This window comes from Paenibacillus sp. FSL H8-0315 (assembly GCF_038005365.1).
GTDB classification, from domain to species: Bacteria; Bacillota; Bacilli; order Paenibacillales; family Paenibacillaceae; genus Paenibacillus_AQ; species Paenibacillus_AQ odorifer.
The window spans coordinates 5,901,977-5,922,805 of sequence record NZ_JBBOTA010000001.1 but is presented as its reverse complement, the minus strand read 5'-3'; the positions used below and the strand labels follow the sequence as shown (position 1 = coordinate 5,922,805).

Genomic DNA, 20,829 nt, shown 5'->3' with positions numbered 1-20,829 from the left:
AATTTAAGTATTTTAAAAAAATAATGCTATCCTTCATAATATTATAAGCAATATATAGTGAAAATTTATACTTTCTTATATTGTAGCAAAAAAAAGATACATCCTTCGATGTATCTGCATCCCAGTTATAGTGGTGATGTGTAGCGTCCGTATTGAATGTCCATTTCTTTAAAAACATCTCCCTCTTTTTTCAGGAAAAATGTGTTTACGCCTTCCGCTCCCCACCACTCCATACCGAGTAATGGACCTTCAGCAGTTTCCGCCGCAAAAAGAATAGAGAACATCTCAGGTATCACTTCCCCTCCATCATCCACTCTCCAGACGGAAAATTCATCGCCTTGAATGACAGCCGGATAATCCATAAAGGTAAGCCCGGCCTTATCTTCCAGCACGAGACTAAATAACATATCCTGATCCTGTCTAATGAATTGAACGAGATACAGCTGCCGATCACCAGACAGGTCAGCAAGTTTCCAAATGTGCTCTACTTCACGATTTTTCGCAGAAACAATATTCTGCCGCACACTTTCTGCAACATTTAGCGAGGCTTGCTTAACCTCCGTAGGCTTAACAGAGATTAGCGCATTCGCATTAAACTCTGCCTGATCCGTCAGGTAATAGGTCTCATCAGGGGTCGCATTCCCCTCTTCAACCGTATAAAGATACCCTGGCAGATTCACAAAATTGTGAGCCATCTCCCGGCCATTACTGTTCTCCGTACCCTCCTGCCATTTATTCAATTTCACTTTTAGCACTTGCCCATGATCGCCGATCGCCTCATTCAATTGTTGCATTTGCGCATCCAGCCCTTTTTCCTGCCCGGTGACTAAGATGCTCTTGCCAGACTCATCTGCAAAACCAAAATTCGCCTTCAGCTTTTCAGCTTCCAGATAAGCTGCCGGCTGCTGCATGCTTGCCGTTGGTGTCGGCTCTGCACTTGGAGAAGGGGTTGGCTTGTTAGAGCCTGAGCAGCCCGCCAGCAGTAGAACAATAAGGAAACTCACACTGAGCTTATTCATTCCCATTCCTCCAGACGAAACTAAAATATTCCCATACTAAGATACCGTTCCCCTGTGTCAGGTGCAATGCAAAGCACGCGTTTGCCAGCCCCAAGACGACGCGCTTCCTGCAACGCCGCCCATACAGTGGCACCACCGGATGGACCCAGCAGAATTCCTTCTTTTGCAGCCAGCGTTCTTACCGTCTCCAAGGCAGCCTCATCCGCGACTTGAACGATGTCATCGTAGACCTGTGTATTCAAAATGGCGGGTACGAAGCCCGGACTCGTTCCTACCAGCTTATGTGGTCCTGGCTTTCCTCCAGATAATACGGGCGAGCCTTGCGGCTCAACCACAAGAACCCGGATATCAGGTAGATGCTCACGCAAAACCTCACCGGTTCCAGTTATCGTGCCCCCAGTTCCTGATGAAGCAACAAACACATCCAGCTTACCTTCCATTTGCTCCAGGATTTCCAGAGCGGTCGTTGTCCGGTGAATATCAGGGTTGGCTTTGTTCTCGAATTGCTGTGGAATAAAACTGTTTTCCACTTCTTTTCCCAGCTCAATCGCTTTTGCTATAGCTCCCGGCATCCGTTCTGCTGCCGGCGTCAGCACAACATCCGCACCATAAGCCTTTAGAATATTGATTCGTTCCTTGGTCATATTATCAGGCATGACAAGAATCGCTTTATACCCTTTTGCCGCGGCATTCATCGCTAAGCCTATCCCTGTATTTCCACTAGTCGGCTCAATGATCGTCCCGCCCGGCTTCAGCAAACCTGCTAGCTCGGCTTGCAGGATTAGATTATAAGCTGCCCGGTCTTTTACACTGCCACTTGGATTAAAAAGCTCCAGCTTCACGTATAGTTCTGCATCTTGGGGGCTAGTCAGCCGATTTAATCTTACAACCGGTGTATTCCCAATCAGCTCTGTTATATTGTTAACCACTAAGGATGTCATTTTAGAGCCTCCTTCATTTCTGTACCTTCCATTATTGTAACGTGAGCAGCACCTCCTGTCGATTCAGAACCTTAGTTTCTGCAACCTGAAAACAACCGCCCCCCACGAAAGCGGGAGACGGCTGTTCAGTACTGGCAGCATTTATTTTTAAGGATTAACGTTAATCGTAAAAGTAGACGTATTATTTTTAATATTCGTTACCGTGTTGGTAATCTTCAGATTGTTAAAGGTGGCTGACCCTCTGGCAGGACCTTGCCCAGCCTCAGCCGCTTCATTTACCCAGATGCCCACTCCGGATTTGCTGTCAAAAGCATCTCCACTCTTTTGCGCACCGGAAATTGTGACATTCGTGAAGAAGGTATCTGTCACTGGGAATTGCGGCGTGGAGCCGACATAGTTGGTCTGGAACATGATGCCATGATAGGTTGGATCAATGATATCCACATCACTGACACGAATGCCTTGGAATACCTTAGAGGCTGAGAATACCCAGATTGCCGGGAAGGTCTGTGCCCCCCAGAAATGTCCACCTGCACGAACAATGGAAATATTCTCAAAATTCGTTGTCGGTGAAGCGCCAAAGCCGTTCATTGGATACCCGAAGTCAAGCGAGCTGATCGTAATTCCAGAATAGCAAAGCGTGTCAGCAATATAAATGTTGCGGAAGGTATTGGCATATCCGCCATAGACGGCTACACCTGCTGCCCGCCAGGTCAAGATTGAAGTGAGATTCTCATAAATATTATCCTTCATATCTGCACCACCGGAATCAATAGCCGAAAACAATGCAAAGCTATCATCCCCTGTTGCCCGTGCCTCAATATTGGATACGAGATTATTCGTGCTGCCATTCGTCATATTGATGCCGTCAGCGAAGGTGTTGCGGATACGGGAGTTTTTGATCACCATGTAATCCGTATTAGCTCCCCAATACATACACACCTGATGTTCGGTCCAGATGTTATCGATCGTAATATTTGCCACATTGGAGAAATCAAATACTTTACCCGGGCCATCAATACGTGATGTGTAGTTCCCGAAGTAAGCAAAATTCGCAAAAGTAGAGCCGTTAGCGGTATCGCTTGCCCGGAAACCGATATCCGTATTCTCCTGATTCGTTGGAGCGTAAAATCTGGTATACCATGGGCCCGCACCAATGATCTTCATTGCTTTTCCATAGACCTGAAATTTACTGGAGGTCTGATAGTTACCGGCCGGCAAATACACACCTACGAGATTTCCGGTCGTATCCATGCGTACTTTATCTAGCGCATTTTGCACATCCTGATGTGTAAAGCCGGCTGGGACCGTATATTTGGCCGGATCTGGATTGGCAATCGGTGATACCTGCTCCAAACTGATGAAATCAATGGCGTACTGCGAGGTATTTGCCACATCCTTTTGCAGTCGAATCGTACTACCTTTCGGAATCGTGCTGTCGAACATAATGTTAGCTTCATCATAAATATGCCGCGGAGAACCCGCGCTTGGTGAATTGCCGGGACTTATCTCTGAACCGTACAGCCATGCATATTTAGAGGTCAGATTTATCGCCTTGGTATAAACTCCGTTCACATAGATGTTCAGTGTAGCATTCGTACCGTCTCCACTCGCCGAATCTGGAATAGAGAAGCGGGTGACCAGTGTATTAGTGTCAGCCTTAGTAGTGAATTCTACATAACTGCCTGTAGTATTCAGTGTGACTGCTCTTCTGCCTGAAGCCTCACCCGCAAGATCTCCAATGGTCCGATTAGCAGTAAGCTTCACAGCCCCGCCACCAATCACCCCCTCCTCAGCCTCATACATGTCGTAAGGCATATTGGCTCCACGACCTACAAAAAGAGACTGTGTTTGAATATTATTGGCCTGTTTAACTGGCAGCTCATTAGTGTCTACGGCAATTTCCGTCTTCACAGTATATTTGCCATTAGCTGCTGTCCAAGTGCCAAGACTAACAGGAGGCGCTGTTACTCCACTGCCAATCACGCCGTTATAGGTTCCAGTTAAGGTTTGGAGTACAGCATTCGTAGTAGCATCCAGAACCTTCAAGGTTATGTTATGCGCACCCCCTGCGGATGCTGCTGTCCCTTGATTCTTGATTGCCACCGAGAAGCTGACCACATTACCGCCTGCTGGATTGCTTGGTGTCCAGCTAACAGGGGAAGCTACTAGATCAGAACTGGATACGGGAGCAATAATAAGAGAATTTGGGCTAGTGAAGCTGTTATTGCCTTCGTTCAATTCAATAACCGTATTATTCTCGTCAACCTTTGCAGTTAAAGTATAGGTAGCAGCATCCTTTGCGCCCATATTTAAAGTGACGTTCGTAGATGCGCCAGCCGCTAATGCCCCCACTGGGCTAGTGCCTACAAGTGTGCTGCCCAAGTAGAAATTCACATTAGTCGCTATGGAAGCTAACGTTCCAATGTTTTTTACCGTTGCATTTAAAGTAATGGCATTGGTCTCTACTGGAGCTGAAGGTGACCATGTAAGACCGGTTATCGCCAAATCCGGATTAGCAGCTGGTGCACCCATCACTTGGAATTCAGCGATTTGTCCAGCGGTTGAACCAGTATTGGTGGTAATCTTCAACTGTACTTCACTAGCCGTGGCCGTTACCGGAATAGTGACCGTATTGCCAGTTGCCGGATTAAAAGTATACACGGTTGCTGGCACAAGACTAGTAAAGGCTGTTGTATTCTGATTATGCCCAAGCACTTGAATAGTCTGAGTACGTGTGGACCAGGCCGATGATGGATTCAGTTTGAGGACAATGGATGTAATATCGGCATTACTACCCAGGTTTACAGATAATGTATTGGGATAACCTCCTCCTGCTCCTTCCCAGTAAGTAGTTACATCACCGTCATTCGCATTTGTAGGAACAAAGGTAAAGACGGAAGAGGAAGCGTTGATGCTTTTGTTCAAAGCCAGATTGGAACCCGCCCCAGGCGTTGGTGTAACTGTTGGTGTCGGGGTCGGGGTTACCGTTGGAGTTGGTGTAGGTGTTACTGTCGGTGTCGGAGTTACCGTCGGAGTTGGGGTAGGTGTTGCCGTTGGTGTCGGAGTTGCCGTCGGCGTTGGCGTAGGTGTTGTCGCAGAAGCTGGAGTGACGTTCAAATTATCTAGATTCACATTTCCAGTGTCTCCTGCATCGTACTTATAAGTAATCGTGTTAGCGCCAGCATTCAGAGCCAGCGTCTCAATCTTTGTTGACCAAGTATTCCAATTGGCCAGATTCGCAAGTGAGGTTTGCTTAATTTTAGTTCCATTCACATAAACACTAATGGTTTTTGTACTGCCTGATGCATTTGAAAATCTTAATGTAGCATCATAGTTACCAGCAGAAGCCACATTAACGATAAATGCAGTCGCAGCACCTTGATTTAGGTAACCATCAACAAATCCTGTACCTGTATAACCTGTATGATCCGTGTTAACCTTGGCACCACCGGATAATGCGGCATTCTCCGCTTCATATCCTGAGGATGGAGTTGTAGTTGTATTACCATGAACCTCAAATTCCGCTAACTGTGCTGCTGGCCAGACCGTATTGGATGTGAAATTCAGTTTAACATATCTGATATTCGCAGCTGTAAAGCTGATGGTCACTGTATTGGAATCACTCGTTGGATTAAATGTATAATTGGCGGATTCTACTAAGTTGTTGTAAGCTGCATCGTCTATACTCCCTTGCACCGCTAATGTTTGAGTTCTTGTTTCCCAATTCGTAGGCAGCTTTAGCACAACCTGATTCACGCTGCTTGCTGCCCCTAAATCCACTTTAATCCATTGCGGAAAAACACCGCTTGCGCTCTCCCAATACGTTCCTTGGCTGCCATCATTAGCATTGGCTGCTACGTATACATCACCGAAGGAGCTTGAAGTAATAGTCTTCCCTTGGGCTAAATTCCCCGCGGCTAAACTCACCGAGGGATATAATCCTAACTGACCTACAAATAATATAACAATCAAACAATAAAGTACTGCCGTCTTCCCGGTAAATCTTTTAGAAGCTGCTATCATTGAATAACCACCTTCCAAAATTTTGTGGAGCTACACAGCAGAAAGGATGCGCTTTCAAAACAGTAGTTTTATAGACATTCGCCTCCTACATTTGAAATGATGGATTACGGATACAAGCTAACTAATAACGCTAATAATATAAGTTATAGGTAGATGGCCGTCGATGGCGATTTCTATGCTTTGTATGTGGGATATTACGTTCAACCAAAAAAAGCCCCGGAGAGGCCAAGGGGATTATATTGCCCCTTAACTCTCCGACGCTTCATGTTATACATTAAATCTAGCTACCAACCCTTGCAGTCCATGCGCCATTGTACTTAATTCACTTGCAGAGGATGCAATTTGTTCGACCGAAGCCATTTGCTCTTGTGAGGCTGCTGACACATGCTGAGTACTCGCAGCGGTTGTTTCCGAGATTTGCGTAACGTTACGAATTGACTCTACAATCTCATCCGCAGCTGCCGTAATCTCCTCCACGGCTCCAGATACTTCCTGAACCTGTTCAGCAAGTGAATCTATAGATAATCGAATCTCACCGAAGGAACGTCCCGCTTCCTCGATAATCTCCGTACCTCCCTTTACTTCACGCATGCTGCTCATCATCACCTTCATAGCATCATCTGCTTCACTTTGGATCCCAGTCGCCATTTCTGCAATTTGATTGGCGGATTCCGCGGACTGCTCTGCCAGCTTACGGACCTGATCGGCAACCACAGCGAAACCTCTACCTTGTTCACCAGCACGAGCTGCCTCAATCGTCGCATTCAGGGCCAGCATATTCGTCTGCGAAGCGATTCCTTTTATGACTCCTACAATACTGCCAATCTCCTGAGATCGATTCACAAAACCTTGGACCTGCTGTGATAAAGATTGTATGGAGTGATTAATCGATTCCATTTGCTGCCCAGCGGCCTGAAGGGATTCATCTCCAGTAATGGCAAATGCCGCAGAGCGATGGGAGGCTTCCGAAATGTCCTGGACACTGGCAGCAATTTGGCCGATTCCTAGTGATATTTCTGAGATTGTAATTGTATTAGTCTGCAAATCATTCATCTGTTTGGCTGTTCCAGAAGCGACTTCACCCATAATATCCGATATTCGTTCTGTGGCGCCTGCCGTCACTCCACTATCTGACCTAAGCTTTGTAGAGGAACTCGCGAGACTATTCGCTGATAACTTCACCTGTTCAATCATCGTGCCCAGATTATCTGTCATTTTATTAAAGTTAAACGCCAGTTCACCAATCTCATCTTTAGAACGAACACTTAACTTGCGGGTAAGATCGGCATCCCCATCTGCAATTTCCTTCAACTGAGTGTTCACATCACGAAGCGGTTTAATAATCCGTCCAGAAATTAGCAGCGCAAGGATCACCGCGAGCACTACCGACAATCCGGTCACACCAAAGCTAGTAATCAAAGCGTTGTTACGATGCGAATTTGCCAGGCTTTGTCCATTCTCTATTTCCTCTATGAGCATGTTCTGAAACACAATCTGAGATTCAATCATAGCGTCTAATGACAGGTTCGTGAATTTCTTCTGCGCTTCCGGGAAGTTGCCTTCCTTAGCTAAGGCAAAAGCTTCCTTCAGAACGATTAAATAATCATTCCATTTGCTCTTCAGCTCAGCTACACCCTTTAACTCAGCTTCACTTAATCGGGCATTCTCCAGCTCTGTAATAGCATTTTCAATCAATGGGAGCATTTCTTCATACTGCGCCAGATATGAATTCCGCTCATCATCTGTGTTACTCATCACATAACGAGCACCCAGCTCATCTGCGGTACGAATCTTATCCGTTAAGCCTTGAACAAGTGACAGCTTGTCCCAGTTACGATTAACCTGATCTGTCAATTGGGTAACCTTCCCCTGAAACAATGTGTTTCCGGCTATCGCCACTAGAAAGACTATAATCACAGCAGTAAATCCTAAGACTATTTTCCCACGGATACTTTTCACCATCGGTTTTCCTCATCTCTATATGTATGTAGATCTATTTGGTACTTTTATCCTACTAGCTCTCCCTTAAGCCTCTCTGAATTTGAACTGAATGTTTGCTTAAAAAAACAAAAAGACCCCTATTTCCGGCCGAGGCAGGAACTAATGGTCTCTTGAGATCTTTTTATTCGTATAAATTTCCGTTAGCCAGCTCTGCCAGCTTCGATTCATCCAGTACACTTAAGCGTCCACGATTTCGTGTAATGATTCCTTCATCAATAAAACGCCGTACAATTCGATTAAGATGCCGATAGCTTGTGCCAAGCAATTCTGCTGTCTCAATAAGACTTGAGGTCCGAATCTCCTCCACCCGCCGGTCACCATTTTTATCCGCGAACAAAGACATTAAATAACTGGCAAATCGATTCTCCACAGGATACAACAGGTTAAGTGCGGAGGCTTGACCGAGTGTATGCAATTTGTGACTAAGTTCTCCGACGAGAAAACGTAACAACGCTGTGTTTTCCTCAAGCTCTCTCAGGAGTAGTCTTCTCCCTGCAAAAAGAATCAAGCTCTCACCCACAGACTCCACTTGATTCTTAACAGGGAACCGGTGAAGCAGCTCTACATCCCCAATCACAGATATCGGATTTGTAAACCGCACCAGCATAGATTTGCCATTTGGCAGCAAGGTCTGGATTTTGAGCTTGCCCTCAACCAATATGAACATTCCATCCAATTGATCGCCAACCAGACACAGCTTTTCTTCATCCGCGTAACGTCTCAACTCCATTTTATGCGTTACCAGCGGGCTAAATATTCCGTCCAGACCGTTCTTCACTGCCAAGGCACGGACAGCCTCACGGTCATTTATCGTCTGCATGTAGTGCCCCCTCTATTGTTTGCTCTAGTGTAATTTAGAATACCCCACAAAAAAAGGACATATGTCCTTTTTAATGAGGTTTTCCTATGACACTTTACATTACAACAGAATCCACACAATAACGAATCATATCCACCTTCTGATCCTGCAGCCAAAATTCAATACTCCGATGGTTGATTTTATCCACGTATCCGATAATCTCAGCCCCTTGCTCCCCTCTTTTATAATAAGAAGTGCCATAAGCCTTGATCACTTCGTCCGCTGAAGCTCCAATATGAATATCTCTTGCCGTACTCATCGTATGATCGGAATAGACGCTGATTAGAATGATCTTATCATCACCACGTGCTGTGGCTATTGTTGTCTCGTGACCCAGATCATAATACTGATACCGCTCTATATCATTATTTGGCTTAGGTTCCGTAGCGATTGAATCAAGGCTTTGAAGCAGCTGAATGCCGCCCAGACTTTCCTGTTCAAGATGGGTGCTGGAAACACGCGAGTAATGATTTTGTTTGGGCGCATTGTATAAATAGATATGATAGATCCCGTAACTTAAACCTACCGTAATAAAAATAATGATAAATGACCAGCCTCTTTTAAATGGCTTTTTCCTCACTGACCTCACACCTTCTTCTTACCTTTACTGTGCAAAATATTCAGCCAGCTCACGCTGCGCCAGATATTGCGGGAAATTAAACGACTGCCATGCCTGCTCACGCTTATTGAGTTCTCTCCATTCATTCTTTAAAAAATCATCCAGCATCCCATCTTCCTGTTCACTAAACTTTATCAGAGAAGGGATGACCTCCGGAGATAAACGGACCAAATAATTGGCGTCCAATTTACCACTCGCTGCATAGCGATCCATATTTTTATTAGCGATAATAACATCCATCCCGATATAGTTCATGACGACGTAGGAGATCAAGCCCAGCACAATATAACATTTCGCCAATGGCACACGCTGAACAGCTATCCGTAAGGCTGCAACCACCAACAATAAGCCCATAAATATCATAAATACATGCACTAAAAACCGAGTCGTGGTATAGCCATACACCTCTTCATAGAGAGTCAGACGGGTATAGGCGGAATATAGCATAACTGTCGAGCAACCAACCAGAATGTAGAGCAGGACATTAATGAATTTTTGCAGCCCCCCACTTCTTTTTCCTTCCGATACCAAAGCCAGCAGTAAAATCACGAAATTAATCGCAGCCACCATAATCAGCTCAAAAAATCCACTACGTGCGTAATCAGCATATGAGCTGCCCTCTGGTAAAATCCCTTCCCATGCTCCAAACAAGTAAGAAAACTGTACGAAAACAAACAATACATATACCGTGTTAATGGCTATAAGAATCGTCGTCATAATTATCGGATCCATTTTAAAGCTTACAGGCGCCAGCACTGGACCATATTCCTTAGGCTGCATATTCCAGTCATAGATTTTCGAATCCACATACCCCCACACTAAGCCGAACAAGCCCATGCCCAGCAGGATAATCCACAGCACCCGCACAAAACCTTCCCCAAATGAAATCCGATCCAGCACATTCGGCAGCGCCAGCAGTACATGATGAAACACTCCGTCCGCTGAGGACAGCAGAGTCACCACAACCAGCAATATTGGAAAAGAGATCGCAAGTCCTATCAGCACTTTCCCCATGACCTGCTTACGCTCGTCCTTCATTTTACTGCCGCCAGACCTTTTAATGATCGTAAACACAGTGCTCCAATGGCGGAAATTCTGTGGAAGCACATGCTCCAGCGTGTTCCCCACTAATCCAAGCCGGCTCCAAGCCGGCCGTTTATCACTAAGCAAATAAGTCATATGTAATAAAATCAACACCGGGATCACCAGCAGGTTCAGCCCAAAGAAGAAAAAATTATGAAAGAATAAATAGGTTAATGAAAGTAGAAAAATCGCTCCAAACCAGAAGTAACTGAATTTGTTAAGCTTGCGGATTTTAGCCTTGGCATAATAAAGCATGAACGCATAGAACAGACATACAAAGATTGGATACGATAGGCCCGCCAGCTTTCCATAAAATAAATACTGATGAACTATTGCCAGTAAGAACGCGGCAAGCAAAGCAGCAAGCGATCGATTAAGCCTAAGTCCCGTTCCCGTTCCCGTTTCCATTTCCTCGGTCATGGTAATTACCCCCATTTTCTTACTTTCTCATCCTTATTTTACGTGATAAAATAAGAAAAAAAAGAGAAAGAATTTATTTATAATTTCCTATTTTCCGAAAGGAACCAAAACAATGAAGCTGCATAGCCAATTTTTAAAGCTGCAATCTCATTTTGGGGGAGCCACAGAAATCTCAGTGACGATGGATGAGTTGGCATTGATTTTCGGCTGTACACACCGCAATGCCATGCATATTGTGAATAAAATGATGTTGCAGGAATGGATCAAATGGACGCCTAAGCGTGGGCGGGGAAGCCGCTCTTTGCTGCAATTTCTTGTTCCCTCCGAAGAAATTGCCCTTCAATCCATGATGCAGGCGATTAGCCGCAAAGATGTCCACAACGCTTTAGAAGGCATCAAAACCCATGCCAGCTCCACCTCACTGCAGGATACACTGCAGGGTTGGCTGCTGACCTATTTTGGGCATCATTCTGAAATTCGTAGTGACAAACAAATTGATACTCTCCGGCTGCCTATTACCCAGCAGCTCCATACCTTCGATCCGCTCTATATGAATTTGCTGGCAGAGTCATTTGTTTCCAGCCATGTTTTCGACGGGTTAGTGAAACGAAGCGGTGAACAGGACAAAATTGTTCCCTGTCTGGCTCACGCCTGGGAAGTCGATGAGAGCCGGACGCTCTGGACTTTTTTTCTACGCAAAGAGGTGTTATTCCATCATGGAAAAGTGCTGACAGCCAAGGATGTAGTCTATTCCCTGGGACGGTTGATGCAAACCTCTAAACGGACACTCTATAGCTATATTTTCAAAGAAATCCAGCGGGTCACCGCATTAAATCCATCTACCGTTCAAATTACGCTTAAGCAGCCTAATGAACTATTTCTGCCATTTTTGTGTACGAGCAGAGCCGCAATTGTACCGCGTGATTTAGAAGGAATGGATGAGCAGAGCTTTGGCCGTAGACCCGTGGGGACTGGCCCCTTTAAGGTTGTGGATATGACCGAGGACACTTGTGTGCTGGAGGTTTTTCCTTATTATTTTCAAGGACGGGCTCATTTAGATCGGGTTGAAATCCTTTATGTCCCGTGGGATACCGAAACGTCATCCTCTGATACGGGTTCTGCTTTTCACGTGATTCAGAATCCCTCATCCGCCAGTTCTTCGACCTGGAGCCGAATTCATTCGGAGTCTTCCATTCGGAAATTCGTCACCTGCAATACGCAAAAAAAGGGACCGCTAAGCGATCCCCTGCTTCGGGCAAAAATAGTCTCCTGTTTAAAAGACGATTCAGCGTCCATCGAGCAAGAAGCGATAATAGATCAAGAAATCACGTTGCAAATCTCTACGATTCCACAATATGCTGGCGATGCTGATTTTATTGCCACTAGACTAGAGCAACAAGGTTATAAATGCAATGTCATTTCCGTGTCTCCAGAGGAATTTAAAGGTCCGATTCGGCTGGAATCTGACCTGATTGTTTTCTCATTATTCCGTGACGAGGATGAACAACTTCGTTTATTTGATCTATACCTCACGCTCTCCCAGCATATTGAACCGCATACCCGGGCGGATATAGAAGGCTGGCTGTATACCATCGCGCGCGAACCTAATCCGGTGGCCCGAGCGGAAAGTTTCAGTATCATCGAGAACCGTCTGATTAAAGAGCACCACCTACATATTTTGTATGAAAAGCCGACTCAGACAGCTTATCTCCCCTCTGTCCGCGGGGTTAGCTTCAATAGCCAGGGTTGGGTCGATCTTCGTCATGTCTGGTTTCCGCCACTGCTCTCTAGCAGCAGCACGAGTTGATCTGCTTGAATTAAAAAATGCGGAAATCCAGAGCTTGCCCCGGATTTCCGCATACGCGATAAAGCTAATTATTAAGCTGCCGTTTTAGTCGTAGCTGTAACTGTAGAAGTCCCTGCATCCCACTTCACATCCATATTCAATCCCTCGGAAATAAATCTTACCGGAACCAGTGTCCGATTTCCGATAATTTGCGGAGGAACGTCGAGTGTGAGTGCTTTGCCATTGATATAAGCAGTCTTGCTGCCAATGGCCATTACGATCGTTGTATTGTCTTTTATTGCGGTAATTTTCTTAGTCGTTTGATCCATGGTTACTGTAGCACCCAGAGCATTAAAGATTGCATTCACTGGCACCAGCACACGGCCATCCTTATTCACAGGAAGCTGATCTGCAAAGCTGACCGCTGTTCCGTTTAAAAGTACGGATATTCCCTTAGTGCCCGTCGTGTTCGGATTCGTTGTTGATGGTGTTGTAGTTACAGAGGGTAGAGGTGTGACGTTAAGTCCTAGCTGGCCTTGCAAATTAGCAAGTCTGTTCAGCGCAAAGGTCATAATCGAACCTGCAGCCATTGTGCCCATACCTTGTCCCCCGCCTCCAGCGTTACCTGTTGGAGGTGTAGGATTACCATCAGTGGCAGTCCCTGTATTATCAGGACGTGCTGGCGGTGTCGTTCCATCCGGAGGTGTCATGCCCTCCATCCCTTCAGGAGGAGTCATGCCTTCCATCCCAGCTGGCGGAGTCATTCCTCCACTACCACCCATTTCACCTGTTGTTGAATAAGTAACATTACTTTCAAATTGTTCCATGGTATAAAATTTGGTTGGGTCTGCTTGAACGTAAGGTTTGATTAAGGTAGCCAATTCAGTAATTCTGCTCTGAATTCCTTCCAAATAATCAACCAGCTCAGATACATATTTCAGGTATTTAGTCTTATATTCAGGCACTTCCAACAGATTAGCAATCATTGGGACCTGATCTAAACTTATCCCAAGCGTTGGATTATCAATTGATGCAGTTACTGCGTTGGTATTGGCTGCAAGGGTTGTTGCCGATGTAGAAGTTGTGCCCGCAGCAGCTGTTGTCCCTGTTCTGCCGCCTCCGCCACCAGAATACCCGTTAAAGGACATGTTCATATCCCATGGAAGTACACTAAATTTACCGGATGCATCCCCGTACAACATATAATTATGACCTTTATCCCCGTTATAGCTGTCATAGTTACCCAATACAGCATTAGCGGCAATATACTTCAGTGCCGAATCCACATCTAGCACACTTTCAATAGAACCCTTCTCACCGGCAGGCATCTCATTCAGCACCTTGATGAAGTTCTTTAACGAAGCTTTATCATCTTCTTTACCTGTATCATAAGTTATCGTTTCGTAGTCACTGCCTTCTTTGTACTGCAGATAACTTTTTTCTTCTGTATCATACAGAACACCATCGTCATAATTTTCTCCATAGGTACGTTCTAAGTAGCTGTCATCTATTGCTTCCACGCCTACATAAAAACCATATAATTCTCCGTTGATATACAGGTTGGTGAACACAGTCAAAGGTGCATCCACACCAACAGAACGGAGCGCTTCGTAATGTAAATATTCACGAATATACGAAGGGTCTGAGTAATTGTTGTTCAGTACCATTTTATCAAGACCAAGTAACGTTTGCTTCTTATCATATTTATCAAATTTCAGCCGGAAGCTGTATCTGTCCGAGTCTGTCATACTGGCTACCGATTTTAACGTCAGATTCCCTTTAGTAGAAAATCCAACATTTTCAACAACATTCCCGTCAACTTCAACCTTAACTTTTTTGTATTCTTTTTCGAGGGGACTTGCTAATATACTTTTCCAATCCGCATCATCAATCGTTACTTTAACATCAATGATTCTGTCACCCGCGAACAGGGATTCATACGCTTTCGTTACACCTGCATCCGCCGCACTAACTACGGGCGTGTTTCCAGCAACACCAAACGCCGTTGAGACGATAGCAAGACTTAGTGTAGCTGCCATGAACTTTCTCAGCAAATTTTTCTTCTTCACCATGTGTAATCCTCCTTGAAGTACAGATTTATGTTTTCGCAGTTCAAGGAGATTGTAAAATATGAATCTGAATATACGCTGAATAGCTTGTCTATGCTTTGCCAGGTAGGCTGTTTATCAGCCCTTTGCCAATCAGATTAGCTGAAACCGGCGGTTTTCCGATCTCTCTAGCCCAGACCGATAATTGCCCGACATGATGAATCTCATGAGCAATCACATGGCGCATTACCTCACCCCAGGCATCGGTCACGATCCTGCCATCCGGATGATGATCCTCAAAAATCCTCTGCTCCAGCCCCTCATGCCAAGCCGTTACAAAGGGTTCCACCTCTGTGTGGAATTTTACATCCAATTCTCGTACTTGCTGCAAAGTCTTGTACCGCTCAAAATCCTCTTGGAAATCCGGCTTTCCTTGCAATACTTGAATCCAGCTCCACTCCACATCAACAATGTGAAAAAGCGTCTTAAGAATACTGCCTACACCACCTATACGTGTTGCGAGCAGCTCCTCCTCAGAAATATCTCCACACCACTCATACCATTGTTCACGGACCATCCAGTTATATTTAAAAAATGTATGCAGGTTAAAAACCTCCTAGAAAGTTGTGTGCTTTTTAATGGGAGCTTAAATGTTTTCGGTATCCCTCCACCTTTTCATCTCTATAACCTAACGATTCATAGAACACATGCGCTTCCTTCCGCTGCTCACCGGAGACTAAAATGATATAATAGCAGTCTCTTTCCCGGGCCGCTTGTTCAATGGCGTTCATAAGTTTTTTGCCAACGCCTTGACGGCGTGCCCGCGCTGAAACCACCACATTCTCAATCACCATAAACGGTTTGCAGTCCCCCACTAAATCCTGACACACGATCCCCATCAAAGACCCTAGTAACTCTCCTTCTACAAAAGCACCCAACAGGATGTAGCGGTTATCCGCCTTGACCCCTTTAAATACTTCTTCAAGCCTATTAAGGTCAGACGGTTTATTCATCAGCTCTTGATATAAATTCCCCAGTTCAGGAAGAGATTCCATTTCTATTTCTTTAATAACAACCATGATTGTTCATCCTGCTTTCTTTTAAATTAACAGCCCTGCTCATACACATACAGTCCGCCATTCCGTGGATGAGATATTCGCTTTCCATTATAACCTCTTTGGACCAACTGCTGCGCCAACACCTTCATAAAAGCTCCATGGGTAACTACTAACACATTTGCTGATCCAAAATCGCGTTCTAAGCGCTCGATAACTGCTTGTGTGCGGAGTAATGTTGCGGTTCTACTCTCTGACTGTGAGGAATGCCCATAATACCAAGCCATCCGCCCCAGCACTAACCACATAAAATGATGCAGTTTAATTCCCTTCAGCCAAGTTGCAGCAATCTCGATTTCTCTTAACTGCTCCATATATATAATATTACCAGAGTAGATCAGATTCGCGGTATGTATGGCTCTAGGCAGATCACTACTGAGACACACATCCCAAGCTTGCTCGGAGCTTCTAAACTGCCCGAACTTTATATCAGATTGATCATATGCTTCGACCCAAGCGTTAAAATTCTCCCCAGATATTCGTCCGCGCCTCGGTTGATTGTCCACTTTAAAGTGCCTCACTAAACCTATCTTCATTGAACTACACTCCTATTTGCTTAGACATTCAGAGCCCCTTTTAAATCTATGTATCGCTTATATCCATTTGTAAATATCTCTGCACGATCTCAACGCGCTCTCCAACCGATAAATCTTCCTCTATTCGTAAAATAGGACATTCCAGTGCGGACATCCATTCCTCATGCAGCACTTTGCTCCTGACTTCAACTCCAGCAACATCATATAATGCCGCCCACTCCATAAAGGTCTGATATGCTTCGTATTTACTTCCTCCAGGCAAAATATGATCACCATATCTCTCGTACTCTCTGGCTCTTAATCTATCTAAACGAATTTCCGGTGGAAGTCCTAGAAAAATAACCAAATCGAATAATGGTCGAAGGCCATCTCCCCAGCCACATACCGCACCGCTTAAAATCCAAGGCTCCTTATGGGTCAAATCGCTTGTAAGTTTCGCTAATCGCGCATTGACCTCACGCTGCTTAGTGAATTTATGCTCCCAAAAATAGTCGTCACTGTCTAACTGTACATGTGGCAACACTTTAGCTAATTCGTAACCTAATGTACTCGTTCCTACGCCTGAGGCTCCCATAATATGAATTCTTCTCATACATTCCCCCACCTTTAAGTGGATTTAAAGTTGCAATTCGGGCAATTTTCCTCCAAATATAAAAACAAATAGACTGCTCTCTAATGAAGCAAAGCAGTCCATTTATCGTATAGATCTTATTCCGTTATAGCTGCTACGTCTTTAGGAATCCGGCGTGCTGCATCCGTGGATATAGCTGCTTGGATTACTGCCAGGCGGACCTGTTCAACTACTTTTTCGTTAAAAATACTCGGGATGATATATTGCTCATTGAGTTCATCCGGATGAACGACCGATGCAATGGCTTTTGCCGCAGCCAGCTTCATTTCGAGATTCACAGTTCTAGCCCGGCAATCAAGTGCGCCACGGAAAATACCCGGAAAACATAACACATTGTTGATCTGGTTCGGATAATCACTTCTGCCTGTCGCTAGGACACGAACAAAAGGTTCTGCCAAATCCGGTTCAATCTCCGGTGTAGGATTAGCCATCGCAAAAACGATGTTATCACTGGCCATGCTTTTGAGATGATCCACGGTTAGAATTCCCCCACGGGACACCCCAATAAAGACATCTGCCCCTCGTATAACCTCCGTTATTCCACCCTCAATTCCCTCAGGATTGGTTGCGGCAGCAAGCTTCTGCCATTCCGGATTATCATACTGGAGATCTTTTCTGAGAACGCCTTCACGATCAACCGCATAAATATAACGCGCGCCCGCTGCCAGCAGCAGATTACATATGGACACCCCAGCCGCCCCAATACCCACAACAACAATCCGTGCATTTTCAATAGATTTATTTACAACTTTAAGCGCATTCAAAAGTCCTGCAAAAGCCACCACGGATGTTCCATGCTGATCATCATGAAATACCGGAATGTCCAGCTCTTCCGCAAGCCGGCGTTCGATTTCAAAGCAGCGTGGCGAACTTATATCCTCTAAGTTTATCCCTCCAAAGCCAGGAGAAACTGCTTTTACGATATTGATAATTTCATCCGGGTCTTTGGTATTTAAGCACAGCGGAAAAGCATCAATGTTCGCCAATTGCTTAAACAGCATCGCCTTACCTTCCATGACAGGCATAGCGGCTTCCGGCCCGATATCCCCTAGTCCAAGCACAGCAGTGCCGTCCGAAACGACTGCAACTGTATTTCTTTTCATCGTCAGAGAATAAGCTTTTCTGGGATCTTCAGCAATCGCCGTACATACCCGGGCTACCCCCGGCGTATACACTAAGGATAAATCCTCCCGATTTTTAATCGGCATTTTAGGTGTGATTTCGATTTTTCCGCCAAGATGAGCCAGAAATGTCCGATCCGACACGTTGATTATTTTAATTCCCGGCATCTTCGATAATATTGAGATAATATCTCCATTAGCTGCGTCTTGCACATTCACTGTTATATCTCGGGTAGTGACATCCTTCCCTGCACGTATCACGTCAATAGCAACAATATCTCCGCCAGCTGCGGCAATTCCTGAAGCAACATCGCCAAAAGATGCAACCGATTTCCGAATTTCGAGCCTGATAATCATTGTAGTCGCAATCGACATGAATTAGCCTCTCTTTCTTCAATCCTATTATTTAAAAAATACTATACTTTCCCATTTAAACATATCTTCCGCCTATTAACTAGATCAACGAAAAATTTTTCTTCTTACAGTATTCCCATCCGCACCCGACCCAAATACATCAGGTATGACAGCTACGGGCACAGAGCCATTTTTCCCATAAAAATAAAATTCATCATAATCTTAAGTGTATGTAAGCATAAACAAACCGTAAGCTCTTCTACTCTTCATTACCTTTTCTGCATGTTGTAGAGCATCCTGCCGATTTCTTTTCTCCACTGGCCCTTTCTAGTTGTTCTCCTTCACTAAGGTCTGTACTGCTCTTCTAGCAAAACAACCTTACCTTCTACAAATGTCAGATGGAATAATCTATCCATTAGCTCTTCGCTAATAAAACTCGTATAGTCCACTTGCTGATGTCTCGCCCCGTTTAGTTCAGCTATAGTTACATCAGGCTCCAGCTTAACCCGCTTAATTTCTTCGCTTGCGTTTCGGATATAGAATCCATTAGGCAATGATTCGGGTTCTAGTACACCATCTTCTTTAGCTGCAATTTCTGCCGCCTCTCCACCGAACCATTCCACCTCATCCAGATCCAGATAAACCGTATTCCCTTCTGTGATAACGCCCTTTATAAAAGCTAATTTTTTCTCCACTTGCGGTAACTTATAAATAATTTTTTTCAGTTCCTCCACACTCTCACCCTGCACTCCGCTCTCAGAGTTAGATTGGATTGAAATCTCACCTATAGTTTGAACTAGCTCCTTGGTAGTTGGGTTAGTCTCTTTTGGTGGCTTGTTATAAAAAGAATATCCATTAAAACCAAGTGAGACTAATGTGATACCCACTAAGACTGTAACCCTTAAATTTTTCCATTTCATAAGCTTCACCCTCTATCACGTGATTTAACGGAACCTTAATAAACAATTGCGCTATATCATAGACAATCACTAGTTGACCGGGCAGAATAAATATTATATACATGTCTTACCTATAACGTAGTTGAAGGAGCTCACACTTATGACAGAATCATTTCAAGCGTTAGTTGTCGACAAAACAGAATCATCCTTCTCCGTAGCTGTTAAACCGGTTACCCTAGAGGATCTGCCAGCTGGAGAGGTTGTAATTAAGGTTGCTTACTCCAGTGTAAACTATAAAGACGGTTTAGCCAGTATTCCAAACGGTAAAATTCTAAGAACATATCCCTTTATTCCAGGGATAGATTTATCCGGTATTGTGGTATCTTCCACAGACGAACGGTTTCATAAAGGGCAGCAAGTCATTGCGACAGGATATGGTGTTGGCGTATCACACTTTGGTGGCTTTAGCGAATACGCTCGTATTCCCGCAGGTTGGATCACTCCTCTTCCCGAAGGCCTGACGCTTAAAGAAGCTATGATCTACGGTACTGCAGGACTGACAGCCGCCTTATCCATACTGGCCCTGGAAGATCATGACGTTTCCCCGGACAAAGGCAAAGTACTTGTAACAGGCGCTACCGGCGGTGTAGGTGGATCTGCTATTGCCATGCTTGGCGCAAAAGGGTATAGCGTAGTGGCAAGCACAGGTAACGCCGAAGCTACCGATTACCTTAGAGGTATAGGAGCCGAAGACGTGATTTCACGTGAAGAGGTCATTGGCGGCGCCAGCAAACCCTTGGACAAACAATTATGGCAAGGCGCAGTAGATTCGGTGGGTGGTGACACCCTTGCCGCAGTTTTGAGTAAAATCACCTACAGAGGTTCTGTAGCTGCAAGTGGCTTAACCGGAGGCACTTCAGTTCCAACTACAGTACTTCCGTTCATTCTTCGGGGTGTTAACCTTCTCGGCATAGATTCCGTTGAATGTCCTGCAGACCTTCGCCAGCAGGTTTGGAAACGGATGGCGAGCGATCTGAAGCCAAGTCAGCTGGAGAACCTCGTGGATCGTGAAGTCACGTTAACCGAGCTACCGCAAGCATTGGAAGATATTCTACAAGGAAACCTTAGAGGAAGAGTACTTGTCCGTTTATCCTAGGTTTAACAACGAAACCTCCCGGAATCTAGAGTTCCGGGAGGTTTTTTTAGTTTACTCTTGGTTATTCGGATATTGGTAATGCGGCTGCTGCTGTACATAGGGTTGTTGGCGATAATGCTGATCATAACCCTGCGTATAGTACCCTTGCATCGGGTATGGCTGATAATTAAAGGCTTGTGTAGCTGGAGGCATTTGTGAAGATATCGGGATGGGTT

General features: G+C 44.9%; 16 protein-coding genes. 2 read left to right on the top strand and 14 right to left on the bottom strand.

Annotation, left to right across the window (positions count from 1 at the left end; translation table 11 throughout):
• Positions 1 to 125: 125 nt before the first annotated feature.
• From MHB56_RS25625 to MHB56_RS25595, 7 genes are all read right to left on the bottom strand, one after another.
• A complete protein-coding gene (locus tag MHB56_RS25625) occupies positions 126 to 1,019 on the bottom strand; it encodes a hypothetical protein (RefSeq protein WP_341144161.1) in 894 nt (297 codons plus the stop codon).
• 20 nt (positions 1,020 to 1,039) lie between these two features.
• Entirely contained in the window at positions 1,040 to 1,960 is a 921-nt protein-coding gene (cysK, locus tag MHB56_RS25620; RefSeq protein WP_036683481.1) for a cysteine synthase A, read from the bottom strand.
• A gap of 147 nt (positions 1,961 to 2,107) precedes the next feature.
• On the bottom strand, positions 2,108 to 5,986 hold the full coding sequence (locus MHB56_RS25615; protein ID WP_341144160.1) for a discoidin domain-containing protein: 3,879 nt from the start codon (positions 5,984 to 5,986) through the stop codon (positions 2,108 to 2,110).
• A 267-nt stretch (positions 5,987 to 6,253) separates the two neighbouring features.
• The gene (locus tag MHB56_RS25610; protein WP_076303021.1) at positions 6,254 to 7,948 is read right to left on the bottom strand and encodes a methyl-accepting chemotaxis protein; all 1,695 of its coding nucleotides are present in this window, start codon (positions 7,946 to 7,948) and stop codon (positions 6,254 to 6,256) included.
• A gap of 160 nt (positions 7,949 to 8,108) precedes the next feature.
• Positions 8,109 to 8,807, bottom strand: a complete 699-nt coding sequence (locus MHB56_RS25605; protein ID WP_036683474.1) for a Crp/Fnr family transcriptional regulator — start codon at positions 8,805 to 8,807, stop codon at positions 8,109 to 8,111.
• A 94-nt stretch (positions 8,808 to 8,901) separates the two neighbouring features.
• Positions 8,902 to 9,426, bottom strand: a complete 525-nt coding sequence (locus MHB56_RS25600; RefSeq protein WP_076280879.1) for a hypothetical protein — start codon at positions 9,424 to 9,426, stop codon at positions 8,902 to 8,904.
• Between the two features lie 24 nt (positions 9,427 to 9,450).
• Complete coding sequence (locus MHB56_RS25595; RefSeq protein ID WP_341144159.1) at positions 9,451 to 10,968, bottom strand: DUF4153 domain-containing protein; 1,518 nt, start codon at positions 10,966 to 10,968, stop codon at positions 9,451 to 9,453.
• Positions 10,969 to 11,080: 112 nt separating this feature from the next.
• Here MHB56_RS25595 and MHB56_RS25590 point away from each other — a divergent pair, with 112 nt between their 5' ends.
• Positions 11,081 to 12,775: an ABC transporter substrate-binding protein gene (locus MHB56_RS25590; protein ID WP_340975688.1), complete on the top strand. Its 1,695-nt coding sequence runs from the start codon at positions 11,081 to 11,083 to the stop codon at positions 12,773 to 12,775.
• Positions 12,776 to 12,846: 71 nt separating this feature from the next.
• On the opposite strand, the gene MHB56_RS25585 is transcribed toward MHB56_RS25590, so the two are convergent.
• The 7 genes from MHB56_RS25585 to MHB56_RS25555 all read right to left on the bottom strand — a co-directional run bounded on the left by MHB56_RS25585 (position 12,847) and on the right by MHB56_RS25555 (position 19,479).
• On the bottom strand, positions 12,847 to 14,826 hold the full coding sequence (locus MHB56_RS25585) for a CotH kinase family protein (RefSeq protein WP_076306246.1): 1,980 nt from the start codon (positions 14,824 to 14,826) through the stop codon (positions 12,847 to 12,849).
• An 88-nt stretch (positions 14,827 to 14,914) separates the two neighbouring features.
• Positions 14,915 to 15,406, bottom strand: a complete 492-nt coding sequence (locus MHB56_RS25580) for a DinB family protein (RefSeq protein WP_339248764.1) — start codon at positions 15,404 to 15,406, stop codon at positions 14,915 to 14,917.
• 31 nt (positions 15,407 to 15,437) lie between these two features.
• Positions 15,438 to 15,881 carry a GNAT family N-acetyltransferase gene (locus MHB56_RS25575; RefSeq protein ID WP_076219441.1) on the bottom strand — a complete coding sequence of 148 codons (444 nt, stop codon included), beginning with the start codon at positions 15,879 to 15,881 and terminating at the stop codon, positions 15,438 to 15,440.
• A 26-nt stretch (positions 15,882 to 15,907) separates the two neighbouring features.
• Positions 15,908 to 16,453, bottom strand: coding sequence for a histidine phosphatase family protein (locus MHB56_RS25570; RefSeq protein ID WP_312150893.1), 546 nt, complete (start codon positions 16,451 to 16,453; stop codon positions 15,908 to 15,910).
• Between the two features lie 46 nt (positions 16,454 to 16,499).
• Positions 16,500 to 17,045, bottom strand: a complete 546-nt coding sequence (locus MHB56_RS25565; protein ID WP_248548027.1) for an AAA family ATPase — start codon at positions 17,043 to 17,045, stop codon at positions 16,500 to 16,502.
• Positions 17,046 to 17,161: 116 nt separating this feature from the next.
• Positions 17,162 to 18,580, bottom strand: a complete 1,419-nt coding sequence (locus MHB56_RS25560; RefSeq protein WP_076130640.1) for an NAD-dependent malic enzyme — start codon at positions 18,578 to 18,580, stop codon at positions 17,162 to 17,164.
• A gap of 323 nt (positions 18,581 to 18,903) precedes the next feature.
• On the bottom strand, positions 18,904 to 19,479 hold the full coding sequence (locus MHB56_RS25555; protein WP_076303027.1) for a hypothetical protein: 576 nt from the start codon (positions 19,477 to 19,479) through the stop codon (positions 18,904 to 18,906).
• A gap of 139 nt (positions 19,480 to 19,618) precedes the next feature.
• On the opposite strand from MHB56_RS25555, the gene MHB56_RS25550 reads away from it, so the two are divergent.
• Positions 19,619 to 20,614 (top strand): acrylyl-CoA reductase family protein, encoded by a 996-nt coding sequence (locus MHB56_RS25550; protein WP_341144158.1) that lies wholly within the window; start codon positions 19,619 to 19,621, stop codon positions 20,612 to 20,614.
• Positions 20,615 to 20,829: the final 215 nt, after the last annotated feature.

Coding starts and splice junctions, on each gene's coding strand:
- MHB56_RS25550 (WP_341144158.1), top strand. CDS start 19,619: ATGACAGAATCATTTCAAGCGTTAGTTGTCGACAAAACAGAATCATCC.
- MHB56_RS25595 (WP_341144159.1), bottom strand. CDS start 10,968: ATGACCGAGGAAATGGAAACGGGAACGGGAACGGGACTTAGGCTTAAT.
- MHB56_RS25605 (WP_036683474.1), bottom strand. CDS start 8,807: ATGCAGACGATAAATGACCGTGAGGCTGTCCGTGCCTTGGCAGTGAAG.
- MHB56_RS25560 (WP_076130640.1), bottom strand. CDS start 18,580: ATGTCGATTGCGACTACAATGATTATCAGGCTCGAAATTCGGAAATCG.
- MHB56_RS25615 (WP_341144160.1), bottom strand. CDS start 5,986: ATGATAGCAGCTTCTAAAAGATTTACCGGGAAGACGGCAGTACTTTAT.
- cysK (WP_036683481.1), bottom strand. CDS start 1,960: ATGACATCCTTAGTGGTTAACAATATAACAGAGCTGATTGGGAATACA.
- MHB56_RS25590 (WP_340975688.1), top strand. CDS start 11,081: ATGAAGCTGCATAGCCAATTTTTAAAGCTGCAATCTCATTTTGGGGGA.
- MHB56_RS25555 (WP_076303027.1), bottom strand. CDS start 19,479: ATGAAATGGAAAAATTTAAGGGTTACAGTCTTAGTGGGTATCACATTA.
- MHB56_RS25575 (WP_076219441.1), bottom strand. CDS start 15,881: ATGGTTGTTATTAAAGAAATAGAAATGGAATCTCTTCCTGAACTGGGG.
- MHB56_RS25610 (WP_076303021.1), bottom strand. CDS start 7,948: ATGGTGAAAAGTATCCGTGGGAAAATAGTCTTAGGATTTACTGCTGTG.
- MHB56_RS25570 (WP_312150893.1), bottom strand. CDS start 16,453: ATGAAGATAGGTTTAGTGAGGCACTTTAAAGTGGACAATCAACCGAGG.
- MHB56_RS25565 (WP_248548027.1), bottom strand. CDS start 17,045: ATGAGAAGAATTCATATTATGGGAGCCTCAGGCGTAGGAACGAGTACA.
- MHB56_RS25585 (WP_076306246.1), bottom strand. CDS start 14,826: ATGGTGAAGAAGAAAAATTTGCTGAGAAAGTTCATGGCAGCTACACTA.
- MHB56_RS25625 (WP_341144161.1), bottom strand. CDS start 1,019: ATGAATAAGCTCAGTGTGAGTTTCCTTATTGTTCTACTGCTGGCGGGC.